This window comes from Halomonas beimenensis (genome assembly GCF_002549795.1).
Classification (GTDB): domain Bacteria; phylum Pseudomonadota; class Gammaproteobacteria; order Pseudomonadales; family Halomonadaceae; genus Halomonas; species Halomonas beimenensis.
The window spans coordinates 3,002,137-3,019,389 of record NZ_CP021435.1; the positions used below are offsets into that span (position 1 = coordinate 3,002,137).

A 17,253-nucleotide genomic window follows, 5' to 3' on the forward strand; every position below is an offset into this window, starting at 1 on the left:
GCCTGGAAGCCGGAAGCCCCACGGCCATGGCAGGCGGTGCTAGTGCTTGGCGTGCAGCCGTCGCGGCAGGCTGCCGCCCTCCTTGAGCTTGACCCAGCGGCCCTGGCGGTAGCTGTCGAGGCCGGCCGCCAGCAGGGTCATCACCTCCAGGGCCTCCTCGGTGGTCACCGGCGGCGGCGTGCCACGCAGCAGGGTCCGGGCGATGCCGTCGTAGTAGGCCCGGTAATCGCCGGGAACGCCCTCGACCTCGCGTTCCACGAGGGCGGCGTCCTCGCCCTGCCCCTCCTCGAGCGTCAACCGCCCCGGGCTCGGGTCGATGCCCCAGGCCGGCTGTGGGCTCTCGCCCTCCCTGAGCCAGGCCTCCTGGGGATCCAGGCCGTACTTGACGAAGCTCCCTTGGGTGCCGTGCACGCGGAAGCGCGGGGTGGGCTCGGCCACCAGGCAACCGGCCCGCAGGGTCACCCGCAGCCGGTCGTATTCCAGCACCGCCAGGAAGTCATCGTCGATCTCGGCGCCGTCCCGCAGCGATGCCAGTTCCAGCAGGATGGCCCGGGGCATGCCGAACAGGGCCCGGGCCTGGTCCAGCAGGTGGGGGCCCAGGTCGAACCACAGGCCGCTGCCCGGGCGATGCTGCTCCCGCCAGCGGTCGGGAACCACCGGCCGGAAGCGGTCGAAGCGTGACTCCACCTCCACCACCCGACCCAACCGCTCTTCGTCGAGCAACGACTTGAGGGTCAGGAAGTCGCCGTCCCAGCGGCGGTTGTGGAAGACGCTGAGCAACCGCTCGGCACCGTCGGCCAGGGCCTTGAGCTGGCGCGCCTCGGCCAGGGAGACGGCCAGGGGCTTGTCGATCACCACGTGCTTGCCCTTGCCCAGGGCCGCCTTGGCCAGCGGGAAGTGCGTCTCGTTGGGGGTGGCGATCACCACCAGGTCGATGTCCCGGTCGGTGAACAGCGAGGCCGCCTTGGCATGCACCGTGACCTCCGGATAGGCCGCCTGGACCTTCGCGGGGTCGCTGGAGACCACCGCGGTCAGCTCCAGGCCCGGCGCCGCCTGGATCAGCGGGGCGTGAAAGGTCCTGCCGGCCAGGCCGAAACCGATCAGGCCGACGTTGAGGGTCTGAGTCTTCATACCGAGGCTTCCCTGCAGGAACGAATCTTGTCGTGGCGGGCGCCGCCGGCCCCGGAGACCGGGGCCGGCGCGCGCTCAGTCGCTCAATCGAGCTTGGTCAGGTCGCGCACCGCTCCCTTGTCGGCGGAGGTGGCCAGCAGCGCATAGGCCTTGAGGGCCGCCGAGACCTTGCGGTCACGCTGGATGCTCGGCTTCCAGGCCTCGCGTCCGCGGGCCTCCTCGGCCTGCCGGCGACGCTCGAGCTCCTCGTCGGCGAGCCGGACGTCGATGGTGCGGTTGGGGATGTCGATGCGGATGAGGTCCCCGCTCTCCACCAGGCCGATGGCCCCGCCGCCGGCGGCCTCGGGCGAGACGTGCCCGATGGACAGGCCCGAGGTGCCGCCGGAGAAGCGGCCGTCGGTGAGCAGGGCGCAGGCCTTGCCCAGCCCCTTGGACTTCAGGTACGAGGTCGGGTAGAGCATCTCCTGCATGCCCGGGCCGCCCTTGGGGCCCTCGTAGCGGATCACCACCACCTCGCCTTCCTTCACCCGGCCGTCGAGGATGTGTTCCACGGCCTGGTCCTGGGACTCCACCACATGGGCCGGCCCCTCGAAGACCAGGATCGACTCGTCGACCCCGGCGGTCTTCACCACGCAGCCGTCCCGGGCGATGTTGCCATGGAGCACCGCCAGGCCGCCCTCCTTCGAGAAGGCATGCTCGAGGTCGCGGATGCAGCCGGTGGCCCGGTCGCCGTCGAGGCTGGGCCAGCGGGCGCTCTGGGAGAACGCCGTCTGGGTCGGGATCCCGCCGGGACCGGCCTTGTAGAACTCCACCACCTCGGCGCTCGGCGAGCGCATGATGTCCCAGGCCTCGAGGGCCTCGGCCAGGCTGTCGCCGTAGACGGTGGGTACCCGGGTGTCCAGGACGCCGGCCCGGTCCAGCTCGCCGAGGATGGCCATGATGCCGCCGGCGCGATGCACGTCCTCGATGTGGTACTTCTGGGTGTTGGGCGCCACCTTGCACAGCTGCGGCACCTCCCGGGACAGCCGGTCGATGTCCACCATGGTGAAGTCGACCTCGGCCTCCTGGGCCGCGGCCAGCAGGTGCAGGATGGTGTTGGTGGAGCCGCCCATGGCGATGTCCAGGGTCATGGCGTTCCTGAATGCCGCCTTGGAACCGATGGCCCGGGGCAGCAGGTGCGCCTCGTCGCCCTCGTAGTAGCGCTTGGCCAGCTCCACGATGCGGTGGCCCGCGGTCTCGAACAGCCGGCGGCGGTCGGCATGGGTGGCCACCAGGGTGCCGTTGCCGGGCAACGCCAGGCCCAGGGCCTCGGTGAGGCAGTTCATGGAGTTGGCGGTGAACATCCCGGAGCAGCTGCCGCAGGTCGGGCAGGCGCTGCGCTCCACCTCGCTGAGGGTCTCGTCGTCCACGCTGTCGTCGGCGGCCATGACCATGGCGTCGACCAGGTCCAGGCCGTGGTCGAGCAGCTTGGTCTTGCCCGCCTCCATGGGGCCGCCGGAGACGAAGATCACCGGGATGTTGAGACGCATCGCGGCCATCAGCATCCCCGGGGTGATCTTGTCGCAGTTGGAGATGCACACCAGGGCGTCGGCGCAGTGGGCGTTGACCATGTACTCGACGCTGTCGGCGATGATGTCGCGGCTCGGCAGCGAATAGAGCATGCCGTCGTGGCCCATGGCGATGCCGTCGTCCACGGCGATGGTGTTGAACTCCTTGGCCACCCCACCGGCCTTCTCGATCTCCCGGGCCACCAGCTGGCCCATGTCCTTGAGGTGCACGTGCCCGGGCACGAACTGGGTGAAGGAGTTGGCCACGGCGATGATCGGCTTGTGGAAATCGTCGTCCTTCATGCCGGTGGCGCGCCACAGGGCGCGAGCGCCGGCCATGTTGCGGCCGGCGGTGGTGGTGCGGGAGCGATACTCGGGCATGGTGTCCTCTTGAAATGCTGCATGCCGCCCTGGGTCGGGCCCGGGCGATCCTTGGTGTCCAGTGCGCTCGATTCTGTCATGCCCCCGGGCGAGGGGCCAGTGCCTTGCGGCCTCGCGCAACAGGGAGATCACACCTCGCCCTTCCCCAGCGCTACAGCCGTTAGCTGGTATCGCTCGGGGCTGATCCGTCGACAAGCCTCCGAGGAGGCGCTGTGAATACTTCCCTGTACGCTACCGACGCCATCCCTGGCGTAGGACCTCCTCTTCGGCTTGTCCCCGGCGCCCCTCGTCAGGCTCAACTATGATTACGCTGGACCGCCCCCCCGGCCGTTGACTCTTACGGCGTACGGCGACGCCGGCTCACACCAGCCGGCCGCTATCCAGCCGGCAGCGCCGATCGGCCAGGGCCTCGATATCGTCACGGTCGTGACTGACCAGCAGCACCGCCACCCCCGCGGCCTTCTGGCGACGCACGAGGGCCCAGAGGCCCTGGCGGGTGGCCTCGTCGAGGCCGGTGAAGGGTTCGTCGAGCAGCAGCAGCGGCGAGCCGCGCAGCAGGGCCCGCAACAGCGCCACCCGCTGGCGCTGGCCGCCGGAAAGCTCCCCGGGCAGACGATCGTGCAGCCCGGCCAGGCCGACCTCGGCCAGCCCCTCGCGGATCCGCGCCTGCTGCTCCCGGGACAGTTTCATGTCGGGCGCCAGGCCGAGCCCCACGTTGATCCATACCGGCAGGTGGTCGAAGAGGTTGTGATCCTGGAAGACGGTGGTGATGCCCCGTTCCCAGGGTGGCAGCCCCAGGAGGTCGCGCCCCCTCCAGGTCAGGCGACCGCCCCCGGGCTCCAGGAAACCGGCCAGCAAGGCGAGCAGGGTGCTCTTCCCCGACCCCGACGGCCCCTCCACCGCCAGGCACTCCCCCGGGGGAAGGGCGAAGGTGAAGCAGAAGTCCGGCGTTTCCCCCGGATCGCAGCGGCGGTAGTGGAAGGTCAGGTCATGACAGTCGAGCATCGCGCCTCTCTCGTGGCGGGAGGAATGTCCAGGCATGGCGGGGAGGACGCCGGGTCAGCCGGTCGAGCAGGGCGAAGACCAGCGCCACCAGGGCGAGCAGCAGCATGGCGGTGGCCGCCGCTCCCTGCCAGCGGTAGCCGCCCAGCTGCTGGAAGAGCAGCATCGGCAGGGTCGGGGCCGAGGGGCTGCCGAACAGGGCGATGACGCTGAAGTCGCCGAGCGACAGCGTCATCGCATAGGCGAGCGCCAGCGCCAGCGGCCGACGCAGCCGGGGCCAGATCAGCCAGCGCACCCGCGCCCGGCCCCGCACACCGAACTGGTCGGCCAGACGCTGCTCCGGCGCCGAGAGGCCCGGCAGGGCCCCGCGCACCACCTGCATGGCGAAGGGCAGCGCCATGAAGGCGTTGACCAGCACCACCAGGGCGTAGCCCTCCCAGCCGCTGCCGAGTCGCGGGCGCAGCAACAGGAAGAGGCCGGTGCCGAGCACCAGCGCCGGGATCACCAGGATCAGCTGCCCTCCCCCTTCCATGACCAGCGCCTCGAACGGACGACGGCTGGCCCGCAGCCATTGGCTGCCGGCCAGCAGCGCCACCGCCAGCGCCAGGGCCCCCAGCCCGGCGCCCAGTGCCATGACCAGGCTGCGCAGGGCCGCGGGGGCCAGGCTCGCGCCCTGGGGCAGCTCGGGCAGGCCGACGATGCCGGCCACCAGCACCGCGACCAGAGGCGGCAACAGCAGGGCGGCGAGCCCCGCCAGCCAGAGGGAGTCGGTGAACCGGGACAGGCCGCCGGCATCGCGCCGCCACCAGCGCCCGGGGGGCCGGCCGGGCCGACCGCTCACGGCGAGCCTCGGGGTGCCACCCCGGGACAGGGCCAGGAGCCACAGGGACAGGCAGATGGTCAGCTGGGTCAGCGCCAGCAGGGCGGCCAGGGCCAGGTCGTGGTCGAACTTCATGGCCTGGTAGAGCGCCACCTCGAGGGTCGAGGAGTTGGGCCCGCCGCCCAGGGTCATGACGATGGCGAAGCTGGTGAAGCACAGCGTGAACACGAGCGCCGCGAGCCGGGGCACCAGGGGCGCCAGGCGCGGCCACTCCAGGGCCCGCCACAGGGCGACACGGGTCAGGCCCAACTGGCCGGCCAGCCGCCACTGGGCGGCCGGCGCCTCCTCCAGGGCCTGGAGCATCAGCCGGGCCGCCAGGGGCAGGTTGTAGAAGACATGGGCCAGCACGATCCCCGACAACCCGTAGAGGTAATCCTCCGGCAGGGCGCCGAGCCAGTCGCGCAGCGGGGCGGCCCAGCCCCGGCGGCCATGCACGGCCACCAGGCCGAACAGGGCGATCAGGCTGGGAATGACCAGCGACAGCTCCATGGCGCGCAGCAGGAGGTGCCGGCCCGGGAAGCGGGGTCGCCGGGCCAGGGCCAGGGCCACGGGCACGGCCAGGCCGATGGACAGCAGGGTCGAGAGACTCGCCTGCCAGAGGGTGAAGCGCAGCACGGCGGCGAGCCAGGGCTCCTCCCAGAGCATCGCCGGGTGCAGCCCCCGGGCCTGCCACAGCAGCGCCCCCAGGCTGCCGAGTCCCAGCCCGACCACGGCGGTGAAGGCGGCGAGCCCCCACCCCAGCGGCCAGCGCGAGAGCGTGGCCCAGCGTGACACCGGCGTCACCGGGCCACGGCGTTCAGCCATTCACGGATCCACTCGCGGCGATGCGCGCGAACCTGCTCCGGGGTGAAGGTCAGGCTCTTCGGCTCGATCAGGCGGCCGAACACCTCGGGCAGCTCGTCGCCCAGGTCGATGGCCGGGTTCATGACGTTGCCCAGGGGGATGTGGCGCTGGAAGTCCGGGGTGAGCACGAAGGCGAGGAAGTCCCGGGCCAGCGCCGGCACCTCGGTGTTCGCCACCATGGCGGCGGTCTCCACCTGCAGGTAGTGCCCCTCCTCGAAGTGCGCCGCCTGGTAGCGGTCGGTGCCCTCCACTCCCATATGGTAGGCCGGCGAGGTCGCATAGGAGAGCACCATGGGCGCCTCGCCGTTCATGAACAGCGAGAAGTAGGCCTGGCTCCAGCCGTTGGTGACGGCCAGCACCCGCTCGTCGAGGCGATCCCAGATCTCCGGGGCCCGCTCGCCATAGAGATGCTTGATCCACAGCATCAGCCCCTGGCCGGTGATGCTGGTGCGCGGGTCCTGCAGGATCACCTGGACGTCCTCGGGGGCCTCGAGCAGCTCCTCGAAGCTGCCGGGGGGCGTGGCGAGCTGCTCGGTGTCGTAGACGAAGGCGAAGTGCCCCCAGTCGTAGGGCAGGAAGGTATCGTCGTCCCAGTCGATGGGCAGCGCGAGGGGGCGGGTGTCGACGCCATGGGGCGCCAGCAGGTCCAGCGCCCGAGCCTCGGCCATCAGGTTCATGTCCAGGCCCAGCACCAGGTCGGCGGCGGTGCCCTCCCCTTCCAGCCGCAGCCGCTGGAGGATGTCGACGCCCCCGGGCAAGGCCACGAACTCGAGCTCGCAGTCGCCGCAGCGGGCCTCGAAGGCCTCCTCGATGCCGGGACCGGGGCCCCACTCGGAGACGAAGGACTCGTAGGTATAGACCGTGAGGGTCCGATCGGCCTGGGCGGCGCCGCCGGCGAGCAGCGTCGCCAGCGCCAGGCCGGCGGCCGGCAGCTTGGACGTCATGAGCGTTCCTTGTTGTTCGGGAATGAAAACGAGCGCGCCCGCCATTATGCCATGGCGGGCGCGCGGAGGGACGTGACCGACGGGGCTCGGCGGCAGGCGTAGGGGAGATAAGCGACAGCGCATCTACCGAACGGTGGGTGCGCTCGCGGGCTCGCTTACCCACCCTACGGCGAACTCCATCGCCTCACTCCTCGAACCTCGTTCCTCGCTAACCGAACACCACCTTGGCCACATCCTTGTAGTGGCCGGCGAAGTGCACCGTCACGCCCTCCTTGAGGTAGTCCGGCAGCTCCTCGTAGTCGCGGCGATTGGCCTCGGGCAGGATCACCTCGAAGATCTCGCTGCGCCGGGCGGCGATGACCTTCTCGCGGATCCCGCCTACCGGCAGCACATGCCCGGTCAGGGTCAGCTCGCCGGTCATGGCCAGCGGCCGGCCGATGGGTCGGTGCTTGGCCAGCGACAGCAGGGCCGTGGTCATGGTCACGCCGGCCGAGGGGCCGTCCTTGGGCGTCGCCCCCTCGGGGACGTGCAGGTGCACGAAGGCCGAGTCGAAGAAGTCGGCATCGGCACCGTAGTCGCTCAGATGGCCCAGGGCATAGCTGTAGGCGATGTTGGCCGACTCCTTCATGACCTCGCCGAGCTGGCCGGTCAGCTTGAAGCCGCGGTCCAGGGAGTGGACCTTGCCGGCCTCCACCGAGAGGGTCGCGCCGCCCAGGGCGGTCCAGGCCAGGCCGGTGACCACGCCCTCCCCCTTCATCACCTTCTCCTTGCGGAAGGTGGGCGCGCCGAGGAAGCTCTCGAGGTTCTTCACCGAGACCTTGACGCTCTGCTGGTCGTACTCGAGCAGCTTGACCGCCGCCTTGCGCACGATGCGGTGCAACTGCTTCTCGAGCTGACGCACCCCGGCTTCCCGGGCATAGCCCTCGATGACCTGGCGCAGGGCCGCGTCGGTGAGGTTGATGCGCTTCCTGGGGATGCGATCCCGCTCGAGCAGCTTGGGCCACAGGTGATGCTTGGCGATGGCCATCTTCTCCTGGGCGATGTAGCCGGACAGGCGGATCTGCTCCATGCGGTCGAGCAGCGGCCCGGGGATGGTGTCCAGGGTGTTGGCGGTGCACACGAAGAGCACCTTGGAGAGGTCCAGGCGCACGTCCAGGTAATGGTCGAGGAAGTCGACGTTCTGCTCGGGGTCGAGCACCTCGAGCAGGGCCGAGGCCGGGTCGCCCTGGAAGGACTGCCCCATCTTGTCGATCTCGTCGAGCATGATCACCGGGTTCTCGACGTCGACCTCCTTGATGGCCTGGACCAGCTTGCCGGGCATGGCGCCCACGTAGGTGCGCCGGTGGCCCTTGATCTCGGCCTCGTCGCGCATGCCGCCCACCGAGAACCGGTAGAACTTGCGGCCCAGCGCCTCCGCGATGGAACGCCCCACCGAGGTCTTGCCGACCCCGGGGGGGCCCACCAGCAGCAGGATGGAGCCCCCCACGTCGCCCTTGAAGGTGCCCTCGGCGAGGAACTCGATGATGCGCTCCTTGACGTCCTCGAGGCCGTCATGGTCGCGGTCGAGCACCACCCTGGCATGGCCCAGGTCGAGCTGGTCGTCGCTGGTGACGCCCCAGGGCAGCGAGGTCAGCCAGTCCAGGTAGTGACGGGTGGTGCCGTACTCCGGCGAGCCGGTCTCCAGCACCGAGAGCTTCTCGAGCTCGTCGTCGATGCGCTCCATGACCCGCTCGGGCACCGTCTTGTCGGCCAGGCGGGCGCGGAAGGTGTCGACGTCGTTCTCGCGGTCGTCCTTGGAGATGCCCAGCTCGCGCTGGATGACCTTGAGCTGCTCGCGCAGGAAGAACTCCCGCTGGCGCTCCTGCATCTGGGCGTTGACCTGCTCGCTGATCTCGCTCTGCAGCCGGGCGACGTCGATCTCCTTGCGCAGCAGCGGCAGCACCTTCTGCATCCGCTCCATCACCGGCAGGGTGGCCAGCACGTCCTGCAGCTCGGGGCCCTTGGCCGAGGTGATCGCCGCGGCGAAATCGGTCAAGGGCCCCGGCTCGTGGGGGCTGAAGCGATTGAGGTAGTGCTTGAGCTCCTCGCCGTAGAGGGGGTTGATCGGCAGCAGCTCCTTGATGCCGTTGATCAACGCCATGGCGTAGGCGCGGGTCTCCTCGTCCTCGGCGTCCACCGGCTCCCTGGGGTAGCTGACCTCCACCAGGTAGGGCGGCTCCTTGGACAGCCAGCGCTGGATGCGGAAGCGCCGCATGCCCTGGGCGATGAACTGCAGCTGCGAATCCTCACCCTGCAGCTTGTGGACCTTCACCGCGGTCCCCACCTCGGGGAAGTCCTCGTGGCTCAGCTCGTCCACGCCGGCTTCGCCCACGAAGGCCAGGCCCACCATGTGGTGCGGCGTGTTGCCGACGCGGCGGATGGTGTCCTCCCAACGCTCGCGGTTGATCACCAGCGGCTGGACCTGAGCGGGGAAGAAGGGACGGTTGTGGATCGGCAGCAGGTAGACCCGTTCGGGCAGGGTGTCACTGGCCGGCACCACCGCATGCCCGGCTCCCTGGTCCAGTTCGAGTTCCAGTTCGTCGTCCGTGGCGGCGTCGGCCTGGACCCATTCCAGGCCATCCTCGTCAAAGCGCTGATCGTCTTCGCTCATGCGTACCTCGTCCTGAAGGCGCGGGACATCGCGACCCGTGATGTGATGTGTTCGGGAATGCGGGCGAGAGAGCCGAACTTCAAGTCATCGCAGGGATTCGAGGACCGGCGGCAGCGGTCGGCCGTTGAGGCGCACCTCGCCGCGCACCACGTCGATCTGCAGTTCCCGGGTGTCCAGGGGCAGGCCCAGCCACAGCGCGATGACCGGCGGCAGGTCCCGCCACAGGAAATCGCCGTCGAGGCGCTCACGCCACTCGCCGCGCTCCGCCGGCTCGTCCAGGGCCGACGGATCCAGCGCCGCCAGGTCGCGGGCATCGAACACCAGCACGCCTTCGCCCTGCAGGGAAAGCCCCAGCATCGGGCTGTCGAGATCGATCGAGTGGATGTCCAGCCGGGGGGAGTCGGCGAGCAGCTGACGCAGCACGGGGCTCAACGTCTCCCGCCACGGCGCAGGCGAAGGACCGCGGGCCGCTTCGCGCCGCAGCGCCGCCAGCAGCGTCCGCAGGGCGTCGGCATCGAGCCGGGACAGCTCGGCGGTCAGGTCCCCCGTGGCCAGGACCTCCCCGGAGGAGCGGATCTCCCCCAGGTCCAGGCGGCCGCGCAGGCGCAATTCCTCCTCGTCGAGGGTGGTCCGGCCGTGCAGGGCGATCTCTTCGGCATCCAGGGACAGGTCCGGGGAACGCCAGGCCAGCCCCTGGAGACGCAACAGGTCCTGCTGGGTGAAGTGATAGGCCCCTTCCGTGTAGGCGTACCGGCTCTCCAGGATGACCGGGCCGGCCCGGAGGCTGGCCTCGCCGTCGTCGAGTCGCAGGCTCGCCAGCCGTGCCTTCAGTCGCCAGTCGCCGAAGCTGCCTTGCACCAGGACGCGCCCCCCCTGCAGGGTCAGGGTGCGCCCCTGCTGGTGGACGACCAGGGGCGAAAGCTCCAGGCGACCGTCGAAGGTGGCGGTGAAGGGGTTGTAGCTCGCCTCCCAGTCCGGGGGGGCGAGCTCGACGTCGCCGGGGGACGTCTCGCCCCGGGCGGGCAGGTGGGGACGCAGGGTGCCCGCCAGGCGCGTGCTCAGCACGCCATGACGGGCCCGGTAGACGATGTCCAGGTGCCTTCCCTGGCCGAACGGCGACGAGACGTGCAGGATGCCCCGGGAGGTCAGCCAGCCACGCTGGACGTCGCTGCGGCGGATCGACAGCTCGCCCCGGGCCTGGAGGTCCTCGAGGGTCCTGGCCAGCTCCCGCTCGAAGAGCAGGCCGGCGAGCGTCTGGGCCACCGCCCAGGCGAGGGCCAGCACCGCCAGCACCGGCACGATCAGGCGCTCCTTGCGCATTCCCCTCTCCTTGTCCCGGGACGCCCCGTCGCCGGCGCCCCGGGCCTCAGTGCAGCCAGAACCACAGGTGCATGGTGCTCCAGGCGTAGGCGCTGGCCAGGACGTCGTCGATCATGATGCCGAAGCCCCCGGCGACCCGTCGGTCGGCCCAGCGGATCGGCCAGGGCTTGAAGACATCGAACACCCGGAAGACCACGAAGCCCCAGAGGGCGGCCTCCCAGGAGAACGGCACCGCGGTCATGGTCAGCCAGTAGCCGACGAACTCGTCCCAGACGATGCCGGAGTGGTCGTGGACGCCCAGGTCCCGGGAGCTCTTCTCGCACAGCCAGACGCCCCACAGGAAGGTGATCGCCACCACCATCAGGTACCAGCCCAACGGCAGCTCGGACATCAGCCAGTAGAAGGGGATCGCCGCCAGGGTGCCGACGGTGCCCGGCGCGAAGGGCACGGCCCCGCTGCCGAAGCCGAAGGCGAGGAAGTGGACCGGCCGATGCCAGACGCTCTGGGGGGCACGGTTCATGGCGTGTCTCCTGAAAAGTGCTGCCACCCGGTGGTCCCGCCGGTCTCGACGCCGGTCACTCCCGGGGTCTCGGTGATCGTCCCGATCGCCGTGAGCGCCAGCGACTGCCCGGCCAGGCGGGCTCGGGCCTCCTCCAGGCGTTCGCCGGGCAGGGTCACCAGCAGCTCGTAGTCGTCGCCGCCGGCCAGGGCGGCGCGGCGCGCGCCCGCCTCGCCCAGGGCATCGACGAGCCCCTCGGCCAGGGGCAGCCGCTCCGGGTCCAGGGCGGCGCCCAGCCCCGAGGCCTGGCGCAGGTGCCCCAGGTCGGCGAGCAGGCCGTCGGAGACGTCGATGGCCGAGGTCGCCAGGTCGCGCAGCGCCAGGCCGGCCGCCAGCCGTGGCCGGGGGGTCAGGTAACGCGCCAGCAGCGGATCCCCGGGATCGCGCCGGCCGGCTTGCCAGCGCGCCAGACCGCCGGCGCCGCCGCCCAGCGCGCCGGTCACCGCCAGGACGTCGCCGGGCCGCGCCCCGCCGCGGGTCAGGGCCAGGGCCGGCGGCACCTCGCCCATGACGGTGACCCCCACGGCCAGCTCGCCCCGGGTGACATCGCCGCCGGCCAGGGCGACGCCGGTCGCCTCGCACAGGGCATGGAAGCCCTCGGCGAAGGCGGCGACCCAGGCATCGTCCGCCTCGGGCAGGGTCAGCGACATCAGGCACCAGCGCGCCCGGGCCCCCATGGCGGCCAGATCGCTCAGGCTGACGGCGAGCGCCCGGTGGCCGATGGCCGCCGCGGGCGCACCCGCGGGGAAGTGGACATCGGCGACGGAGGTGTCGACGCTCACCGCCAGTCGCTCGCCGGGCGTGGTCGCCAGCAGGGCGCAGTCGTCACCCACCCCGAGGGTGACGCCCTGGTCGGGGGTCGCCGGAGCCGGGGCGAGGTAGCGGGCGATCAGCTCGAATTCGCTGTGCATCCGGTCTCGGCCTTCAGCGACGCCGCGCGCTGACCTCGGCGCCGCGGAGCCTGGCGGCGAGCTTGTCGAGGATGCCGTTGACGTACTTGTGCCCCTCGGTGGCGCCGAAGGACTTGGCCAGCTCGACGCCCTCGTTGATCACCGCGCGGTAGGGGACCTCGGGACGCTTGGCGAGCTCGTAGGCGCCCAGGCGGAGGATGGCCAGCTCGATGAGGTCGAGGTCCTCGAGCCGGCGGTCGAGCAGCGGGGCGATGGCGGCATCCAGCTCGGCACGGTGGCGGACCACCTCATGCAGCAGCTGGTGGAAGAGCGCCAGGTCGGCGATCTCCATGACCTTGTGCCAGTTCTCGTGATCCTCCAGATCCTCGTCGGCCACCTGGCTGCGGAACTCGGCCTCCACCGCGGCGATCGACTTGCCGGTCAACTGCCACTGATAGAGCCCCTGAACCGCGAGCTCCCGGGCCGCATGACGCCCCTGCTGGGCCCTGGACGGCTCCCTTCGGCGCTCGCTCATCGGGCCTCCTCCGCGCCGTCGTCGCCGAAGCAGCGCAGCAGCGAGACCATCTCCATGGCCGCCATGGCCGCCTCGGCGCCCTTGTTGCCGGCCTTGGTGCCGGCGCGCTCGATGGCCTGCTCGATGGAGTTGACGGTGAGCACGCCGTTGGCCACCGGGGTATCGAACTCCAGCTGCAGGCGGTTCATGGCCGAGTTGCACTCGCCGGCCACGTACTCGAAATGGGGCGTGCCGCCGCGGATCACCGCGCCCAGGGCGATGACCGCCTCGGGGCGGGCCACCTGGAGCACCCGCTTGATGGCCAGCGGCAGCTCCCAGGCGCCGGGGGTGTGGACGATGTCGATGTTGTCGGCGTCCACGCCGTGACGCACCAGGCTGTCCACGGCGCCCTCCACCAGGCTGTCCACCACATGATGGTTGAAGCGGCCCACCACGATCACGTAGCGGCCATCGACGTCGACGAAGCTGCCTTCGACTTGGGAAATCGGTTGCATGGTCTCTTTCCTGCTGAACCCGAGGGGTACGGAATCCACATGACGCCGCGGGGGCGGCGTCGTGTCAATGCGTTGAACGAAGCTGGCTCAGATGCCGTCGCCGGCCTCGGCGGCCGGCGCCTGGCCGGGCTCGAGGCGCTCGACCACTTCGAGGTCGAAGCCCGACAGCGCCGAGAACTTCCAGGGCGAGCTGAGCAGGCGCATGCGCCCCACGCCCAGGTCGCGCAGGATCTGCGAGCCGGTGCCGATGGTGAGGTAGTTGCCGGCACCGTCGGAGTCGGTGGTGCGCGGCGGGCGACGCCGCTCGAGGAAGACGTCGAGCAGGTCCTGGAGGTCCTGGCGCGGACGGCCGTCGTCGAGCAGCACGAAGACGCCCTGGTCGGCGCGGGCCACCTCGGCGATGGCCTCATGGGCGGTCCAGCCGGCCACGTCGCCCTTCTGAAGCGACAGCAGGTCGCGCATCACGTTGGCCAGGTGGACCCGCACGGTGGTCAGGGCCTCGGGATGGGGGTGTCCCTTGACCAGGGCCAGATGGTGGGCGCCCTGGATGCGGTCGCGGAAGACGTGCAACATCAGCTCGCCGTGGGGCGTCTGCACCGGCATCGACTCCTGGGGCTCCACGGTCTGCTCGTTGTGGATGCGGTAGTGGATGAGATCGGCGATGGTGCCCATCTTCAGGCCGTGCTCGCGGGCGAACCGCTCGAGCTCGGGCCGGCGGGCCATGCTGCCGTCCTCGTTCATCACCTCGCAGATCACGCCGCTGGGGTCCAGGCCGGCCAGGGCCGCCAGGTCGCAGGCCGCCTCGGTATGGCCGGCGCGGCGCAGCACCCCGCCGGGCTCGGCCATCAGCGGAAAGATGTGGCCGGGCTGGACGATGTCCTCCGCCTTGGCGTCCCGTGCCACGGCCGCCTGGACGGTCCGCGCCCGGTCGGCGGCGGAGAGCCCGGTGGTCACCCCTTCGGCGGCCTCGATGGACAGCGTGAACTTGGTGCCGAAGCCGGAGCCGTTGTCGCGCACCATCAGCGGCAGCTGCAGTCGCTCGCAGCGCTCGCGGGTCATGGGCAGGCAGATCAGCCCCCTGGCGTGGCGCGCCATGAAGTTGATGTGCTCGGCCTCGACCATCTCGGCGGCCATGATGACATCGCCCTCGTTCTCGCGATCCTCGTCGTCCATGAGGATCACCATCCGCCCCTGGCGGATGTCCTCGATCAGCTCTGCGATGGGGGCCAGGCCCCCGGAGGAGGAGTGCTCCATGGAATCTCCATTGATGCTACCGGCGGCTGTCGCGACGCGACGACGTCGGGGTCGCCGCCGGGCGTCGCCCGCTCTGAAACCGCGTCAGGGTACCGTGGTGCGGCCGCGGGCGCCAGTTTCGTGAGCGGCAAGCTGCAAGCTGCAAGCTGCAAGCTGCAAGCTGCAAGCTGCAAGCTGCAAGCTGCAAGCTGCAAGCTGCAAGCTGCAAGTCAGCAGCATGGAGTCTCACCGAGGGAGAGCAAACCTCGAAGGCCTCGACCTTCGGGGTTTCCTTGGCGCTTGCACCTTGTAGCTTGTAGCTGCCCGAAGGGCGCTTGTCGCTCACCGCGGCCGGGCAGTGATGCGCCAGTCGCGCCCCACCGCCCGGATGTCGAGGATCTCCAGGGGGCGCTGCTGGGCCATGTGCTCGAGCCCCGCCAGGGCGAACAGCGGCCGGGCCTCGCCGCCCAGCAGGGTCGGGGCCACGAAGAGCTGCATCTCGTCGACCAGGCCGGCGTCCAGCATGGCGCCGGCCAGGGTGGCACCGGTCTCCAGCAGCACCTCGTTGGCGTCCTCGCGCTCGGCCAGGTGCGCGAGCAGGGCCGCCAGGTCGACCCGGCCGTCCGCCCCGGCAGGCAGCGCCAGCACCTCGGCCCCGGCGCCCTCGAGACGGGCCCGGTGCTCGCCGTCCTGCCCCTCGACGGTGGCCACCAGGGTACGCCCCGGCTCGCGCAGGCAGGCCGCCGCTTCCGGCAGGCGCAACCGCGAGTCCACCACCACGCGCAGGGGCTGGCGGGCGGCGATGGCCTCGCCGTCGGGCAACTCGAGCTGGTCGGCGCGTACCGTCAGCCGGGAGTTGTCGAAGATCACCGACTCCACACCGGTGATCACGGCGCTGGAGCGCGCGCGCAGGCGCTGTACCTCGCGCCGCGCCCTGGGGCCGGTGATCCACTGGGACTCGCCGGAGCGCATGGCCGTACGCCCGTCCAGGCTCATGGCCATCTTCAGCCGCACGAAGGGGCGGCCCCGGGCCATGCGCGAGACGAAGCCGGGATTGAGGGCCCGAGCCTCGACCTCGAGCAGGCCGACCTCGACCTCGATGCCGGCCTCGCGCAGCCGGGCGATGCCGCGACCGGCCACCAGGGGGTTGGGATCGGTCATCGCCACCACCACCCGGGCCACGCCGGCATCGACGAGGGCCAGGGCGCAAGGACCGGTGCGCCCCTGGTGGGAACAGGGTTCCAGGGTCACGTAGGCGGTGGCGCCGCGGGCGGCCTCGCCGGCCTGGCGAAGGGCATGGATCTCGGCATGGGGCTCGCCGGCCCGCTCGTGCCAGCCTTCTCCCACCGCTCGCCCGTCCTTGACCAGGACGCAGCCCACCCGGGGGTTGGGATCGGTGGTGTACAGGCCCCGGCGCGCCAGCACCAGGGCCCGGGCCATCCAGGCCTCGGGGGAATCGGACAGGTCGGTCATGGTCACTCGGACTCGTCGGGGCGGAAGCTGGGCTCCTGGGCCAGGCGATCGATCTCGGCCCGGAACTCGTCGATATCCTGGAAGCGGCGGTAGACCGAGGCGAAGCGGATATAGGCCACCTGGTCGAGGCGCTTGAGGGCGTGCATGACCTCCTCGCCGATATCGCGAGCATGCACCTCGCGCTCGCCCCGGGCCCGCAGGGTCTGGCGAATCCGCTCCACCGCGGCCTCGATGGATTCGGCACTGACCGGTCGCTTCTCCAGGGCCCGCAGCATGCCCGCGCGCAGCTTGGCCTCGTCGAACAGCTCCCGGGAGCCGTCGGACTTGATGACCCGGGGCATCACCAGCTCGGCGGTCTCGTAGGTCGTGAAGCGCTCGCCGCAGGCCGCACACTGGCGCCGCCGACGCACCTGATCGCCGTCGGCGACCAGGCGGGAGTCGGTGACGCGGGTGTCATGGGCGCCGCAGAAGGGGCAGTGCATAGCAGGTATCCGAGGTCGGGAAAGACGATGTGACCGCATTGTAACGGTTTTGCGGCCAGGGCGCCCAGCGAACCCCGGGCGCGCGACGCTGTCCTCAGGGGGCCGATGCATTCACGGAGGATCCCATGCCCGCCCTGTCACGCGCCCTGCTGCCCGCCACGCTGCTGCTGTCCCTCACCGCCGCCGCCGAGGAGACGCCGGCCCCGCTCGCGGCCCTCGAGGCCCAGGGACTGACCGTCCATGGGCGCTTCGCGGCCCCCGGCGGCCTGACCGGCTACGCCGCCAGCGCCCGGGGACGGCCGATGACGGTCTTCGTCACCGCCGACGGGGAGCATGCCGTGATCGGCAACCTGGTGGACACGGAGGGGAACAACCTCTCCGAGGCCCCCCTCGACCGGCTGGTCCGCGCCCCGCAGGAGGCCGAGACCTGGCAGGCCCTGCAGGACAGCGCCTGGATCGCCGACGGCGACGCGGACGCCACTCGCACCGTCTATGTGTTCACCGACCCCAACTGCCCCTACTGCCGCCGCTTCTGGCAGGCCGCCCGCCCCTGGGTGGAGGCCGGTCGCGTCCGGCTGCGCCACGTCATGGTGGGTATCCTCGAGCACGACAGCCCGCGCCTGGCCGTCTCGCTGCTGGCCGCCGCGGACCCGGCCGCGGCCCTGGCCGCCCACGAGCGAGGCGACGGGATCGAGCCGCTGGAGCCCCTGCCCCGCCGGTGGGAACTGGCCCTGCAGGAGAACCATGGCCTGATGGAACGGCTGGGCCTGGTGGCCACGCCGGGGCTGGTCTACCGGGTCGATGACCGACTGCAGACCGACCAGGGGATGCCCTCCGAGGAACGCCTCACCGAGATCCTCGGCCCGCGGCCCTGACCACCCTCGGTGCC

Annotated in this window: 15 protein-coding genes; 1 reads left to right on the top strand and 14 read right to left on the bottom strand. The window is 71.0% G+C overall.

What is annotated here, in order from left to right; translation table 11 throughout:
* Nucleotides 1–39 precede the first annotated feature (39 nt).
* The 14 genes from BEI_RS14005 to nrdR form a co-directional block, all read right to left on the bottom strand.
* Entirely contained in the window at nt 40–1,131 is a 1,092-nt protein-coding gene (locus BEI_RS14005; RefSeq protein ID WP_097790097.1) for an oxidoreductase, read from the bottom strand.
* Nucleotides 1,132–1,214: 83 nt separating this feature from the next.
* Entirely contained in the window at nt 1,215–3,059 is a 1,845-nt protein-coding gene (gene ilvD / locus BEI_RS14010) for a dihydroxy-acid dehydratase (RefSeq protein WP_097790098.1), read from the bottom strand.
* 360 nt (nt 3,060–3,419) lie between these two features.
* On the bottom strand, nt 3,420–4,064 hold the full coding sequence (locus BEI_RS14015; RefSeq protein ID WP_097790099.1) for an ATP-binding cassette domain-containing protein: 645 nt from the start codon (nt 4,062–4,064) through the stop codon (nt 3,420–3,422).
* Complete coding sequence (gene thiP / locus BEI_RS14020) at nt 4,048–5,745, bottom strand: thiamine/thiamine pyrophosphate ABC transporter permease (RefSeq protein WP_097790100.1); 1,698 nt, start codon at nt 5,743–5,745, stop codon at nt 4,048–4,050. Before thiP ends, BEI_RS14015 begins: the two co-directional genes overlap by 17 nt.
* Nucleotides 5,721–6,728, bottom strand: coding sequence for a thiamine ABC transporter substrate binding subunit (thiB, locus tag BEI_RS14025; protein WP_097790101.1), 1,008 nt, complete (start codon nt 6,726–6,728; stop codon nt 5,721–5,723). The genes thiP and thiB overlap by 25 nt, the downstream gene beginning before the upstream one ends.
* Before the next feature lie 208 nt (nt 6,729–6,936).
* Nucleotides 6,937–9,378, bottom strand: coding sequence for an endopeptidase La (gene lon / locus BEI_RS14030; protein WP_097790102.1), 2,442 nt, complete (start codon nt 9,376–9,378; stop codon nt 6,937–6,939).
* 84 nt (nt 9,379–9,462) lie between these two features.
* Nucleotides 9,463–10,698, bottom strand: a complete 1,236-nt coding sequence (locus tag BEI_RS14035; protein ID WP_097790103.1) for a DUF945 family protein — start codon at nt 10,696–10,698, stop codon at nt 9,463–9,465.
* 46 nt (nt 10,699–10,744) lie between these two features.
* The gene (locus BEI_RS14040; RefSeq protein WP_097790104.1) at nt 10,745–11,218 is read right to left on the bottom strand and encodes a phosphatidylglycerophosphatase A family protein; all 474 of its coding nucleotides are present in this window, start codon (nt 11,216–11,218) and stop codon (nt 10,745–10,747) included.
* Nucleotides 11,215–12,168, bottom strand: a complete 954-nt coding sequence (gene thiL, locus BEI_RS14045; RefSeq protein WP_097790105.1) for a thiamine-phosphate kinase — start codon at nt 12,166–12,168, stop codon at nt 11,215–11,217. The genes BEI_RS14040 and thiL overlap by 4 nt, the downstream gene beginning before the upstream one ends.
* Nucleotides 12,169–12,181: 13 nt before the next feature.
* Nucleotides 12,182–12,682, bottom strand: coding sequence for a transcription antitermination factor NusB (gene nusB / locus BEI_RS14050; protein ID WP_097790106.1), 501 nt, complete (start codon nt 12,680–12,682; stop codon nt 12,182–12,184).
* On the bottom strand, nt 12,679–13,176 hold the full coding sequence (gene ribH, locus BEI_RS14055) for a 6,7-dimethyl-8-ribityllumazine synthase (protein WP_097790107.1): 498 nt from the start codon (nt 13,174–13,176) through the stop codon (nt 12,679–12,681). Before ribH ends, nusB begins: the two co-directional genes overlap by 4 nt.
* Nucleotides 13,177–13,263: 87 nt before the next feature.
* Nucleotides 13,264–14,430: a bifunctional 3,4-dihydroxy-2-butanone-4-phosphate synthase/GTP cyclohydrolase II gene (gene ribBA / locus BEI_RS14060; RefSeq protein ID WP_097790108.1), complete on the bottom strand. Its 1,167-nt coding sequence runs from the start codon at nt 14,428–14,430 to the stop codon at nt 13,264–13,266.
* Between the two features lie 321 nt (nt 14,431–14,751).
* Nucleotides 14,752–15,882 (bottom strand): bifunctional diaminohydroxyphosphoribosylaminopyrimidine deaminase/5-amino-6-(5-phosphoribosylamino)uracil reductase RibD, encoded by a 1,131-nt coding sequence (gene ribD / locus BEI_RS14065; RefSeq protein WP_097790109.1) that lies wholly within the window; start codon nt 15,880–15,882, stop codon nt 14,752–14,754.
* Nucleotides 15,883–15,884: 2 nt separating this feature from the next.
* Nucleotides 15,885–16,364, bottom strand: a complete 480-nt coding sequence (nrdR, locus tag BEI_RS14070; protein WP_097790110.1) for a transcriptional regulator NrdR — start codon at nt 16,362–16,364, stop codon at nt 15,885–15,887.
* 125 nt (nt 16,365–16,489) lie between these two features.
* Here nrdR and dsbG point away from each other — a divergent pair, with 125 nt between their 5' ends.
* Complete coding sequence (gene dsbG, locus BEI_RS14075; protein WP_097790111.1) at nt 16,490–17,239, top strand: thiol:disulfide interchange protein DsbG; 750 nt, start codon at nt 16,490–16,492, stop codon at nt 17,237–17,239.
* Nucleotides 17,240–17,253 lie beyond the last annotated feature (14 nt).

Coding starts and splice junctions, on each gene's coding strand:
- BEI_RS14005 (WP_097790097.1), bottom strand. CDS start 1,131: ATGAAGACTCAGACCCTCAACGTCGGCCTGATCGGTTTCGGCCTGGCC.
- ilvD (WP_097790098.1), bottom strand. CDS start 3,059: ATGCCCGAGTATCGCTCCCGCACCACCACCGCCGGCCGCAACATGGCC.
- BEI_RS14015 (WP_097790099.1), bottom strand. CDS start 4,064: ATGCTCGACTGTCATGACCTGACCTTCCACTACCGCCGCTGCGATCCG.
- thiP (WP_097790100.1), bottom strand. CDS start 5,745: ATGGCTGAACGCCGTGGCCCGGTGACGCCGGTGTCACGCTGGGCCACG.
- thiB (WP_097790101.1), bottom strand. CDS start 6,728: ATGACGTCCAAGCTGCCGGCCGCCGGCCTGGCGCTGGCGACGCTGCTC.
- lon (WP_097790102.1), bottom strand. CDS start 9,378: ATGAGCGAAGACGATCAGCGCTTTGACGAGGATGGCCTGGAATGGGTC.
- BEI_RS14035 (WP_097790103.1), bottom strand. CDS start 10,698: ATGCGCAAGGAGCGCCTGATCGTGCCGGTGCTGGCGGTGCTGGCCCTC.
- BEI_RS14040 (WP_097790104.1), bottom strand. CDS start 11,218: ATGAACCGTGCCCCCCAGAGCGTCTGGCATCGGCCGGTCCACTTCCTC.
- thiL (WP_097790105.1), bottom strand. CDS start 12,168: ATGCACAGCGAATTCGAGCTGATCGCCCGCTACCTCGCCCCGGCTCCG.
- nusB (WP_097790106.1), bottom strand. CDS start 12,682: ATGAGCGAGCGCCGAAGGGAGCCGTCCAGGGCCCAGCAGGGGCGTCAT.
- ribH (WP_097790107.1), bottom strand. CDS start 13,176: ATGCAACCGATTTCCCAAGTCGAAGGCAGCTTCGTCGACGTCGATGGC.
- ribBA (WP_097790108.1), bottom strand. CDS start 14,430: ATGGAGCACTCCTCCTCCGGGGGCCTGGCCCCCATCGCAGAGCTGATC.
- ribD (WP_097790109.1), bottom strand. CDS start 15,882: ATGACCGACCTGTCCGATTCCCCCGAGGCCTGGATGGCCCGGGCCCTG.
- nrdR (WP_097790110.1), bottom strand. CDS start 16,364: ATGCACTGCCCCTTCTGCGGCGCCCATGACACCCGCGTCACCGACTCC.
- dsbG (WP_097790111.1), top strand. CDS start 16,490: ATGCCCGCCCTGTCACGCGCCCTGCTGCCCGCCACGCTGCTGCTGTCC.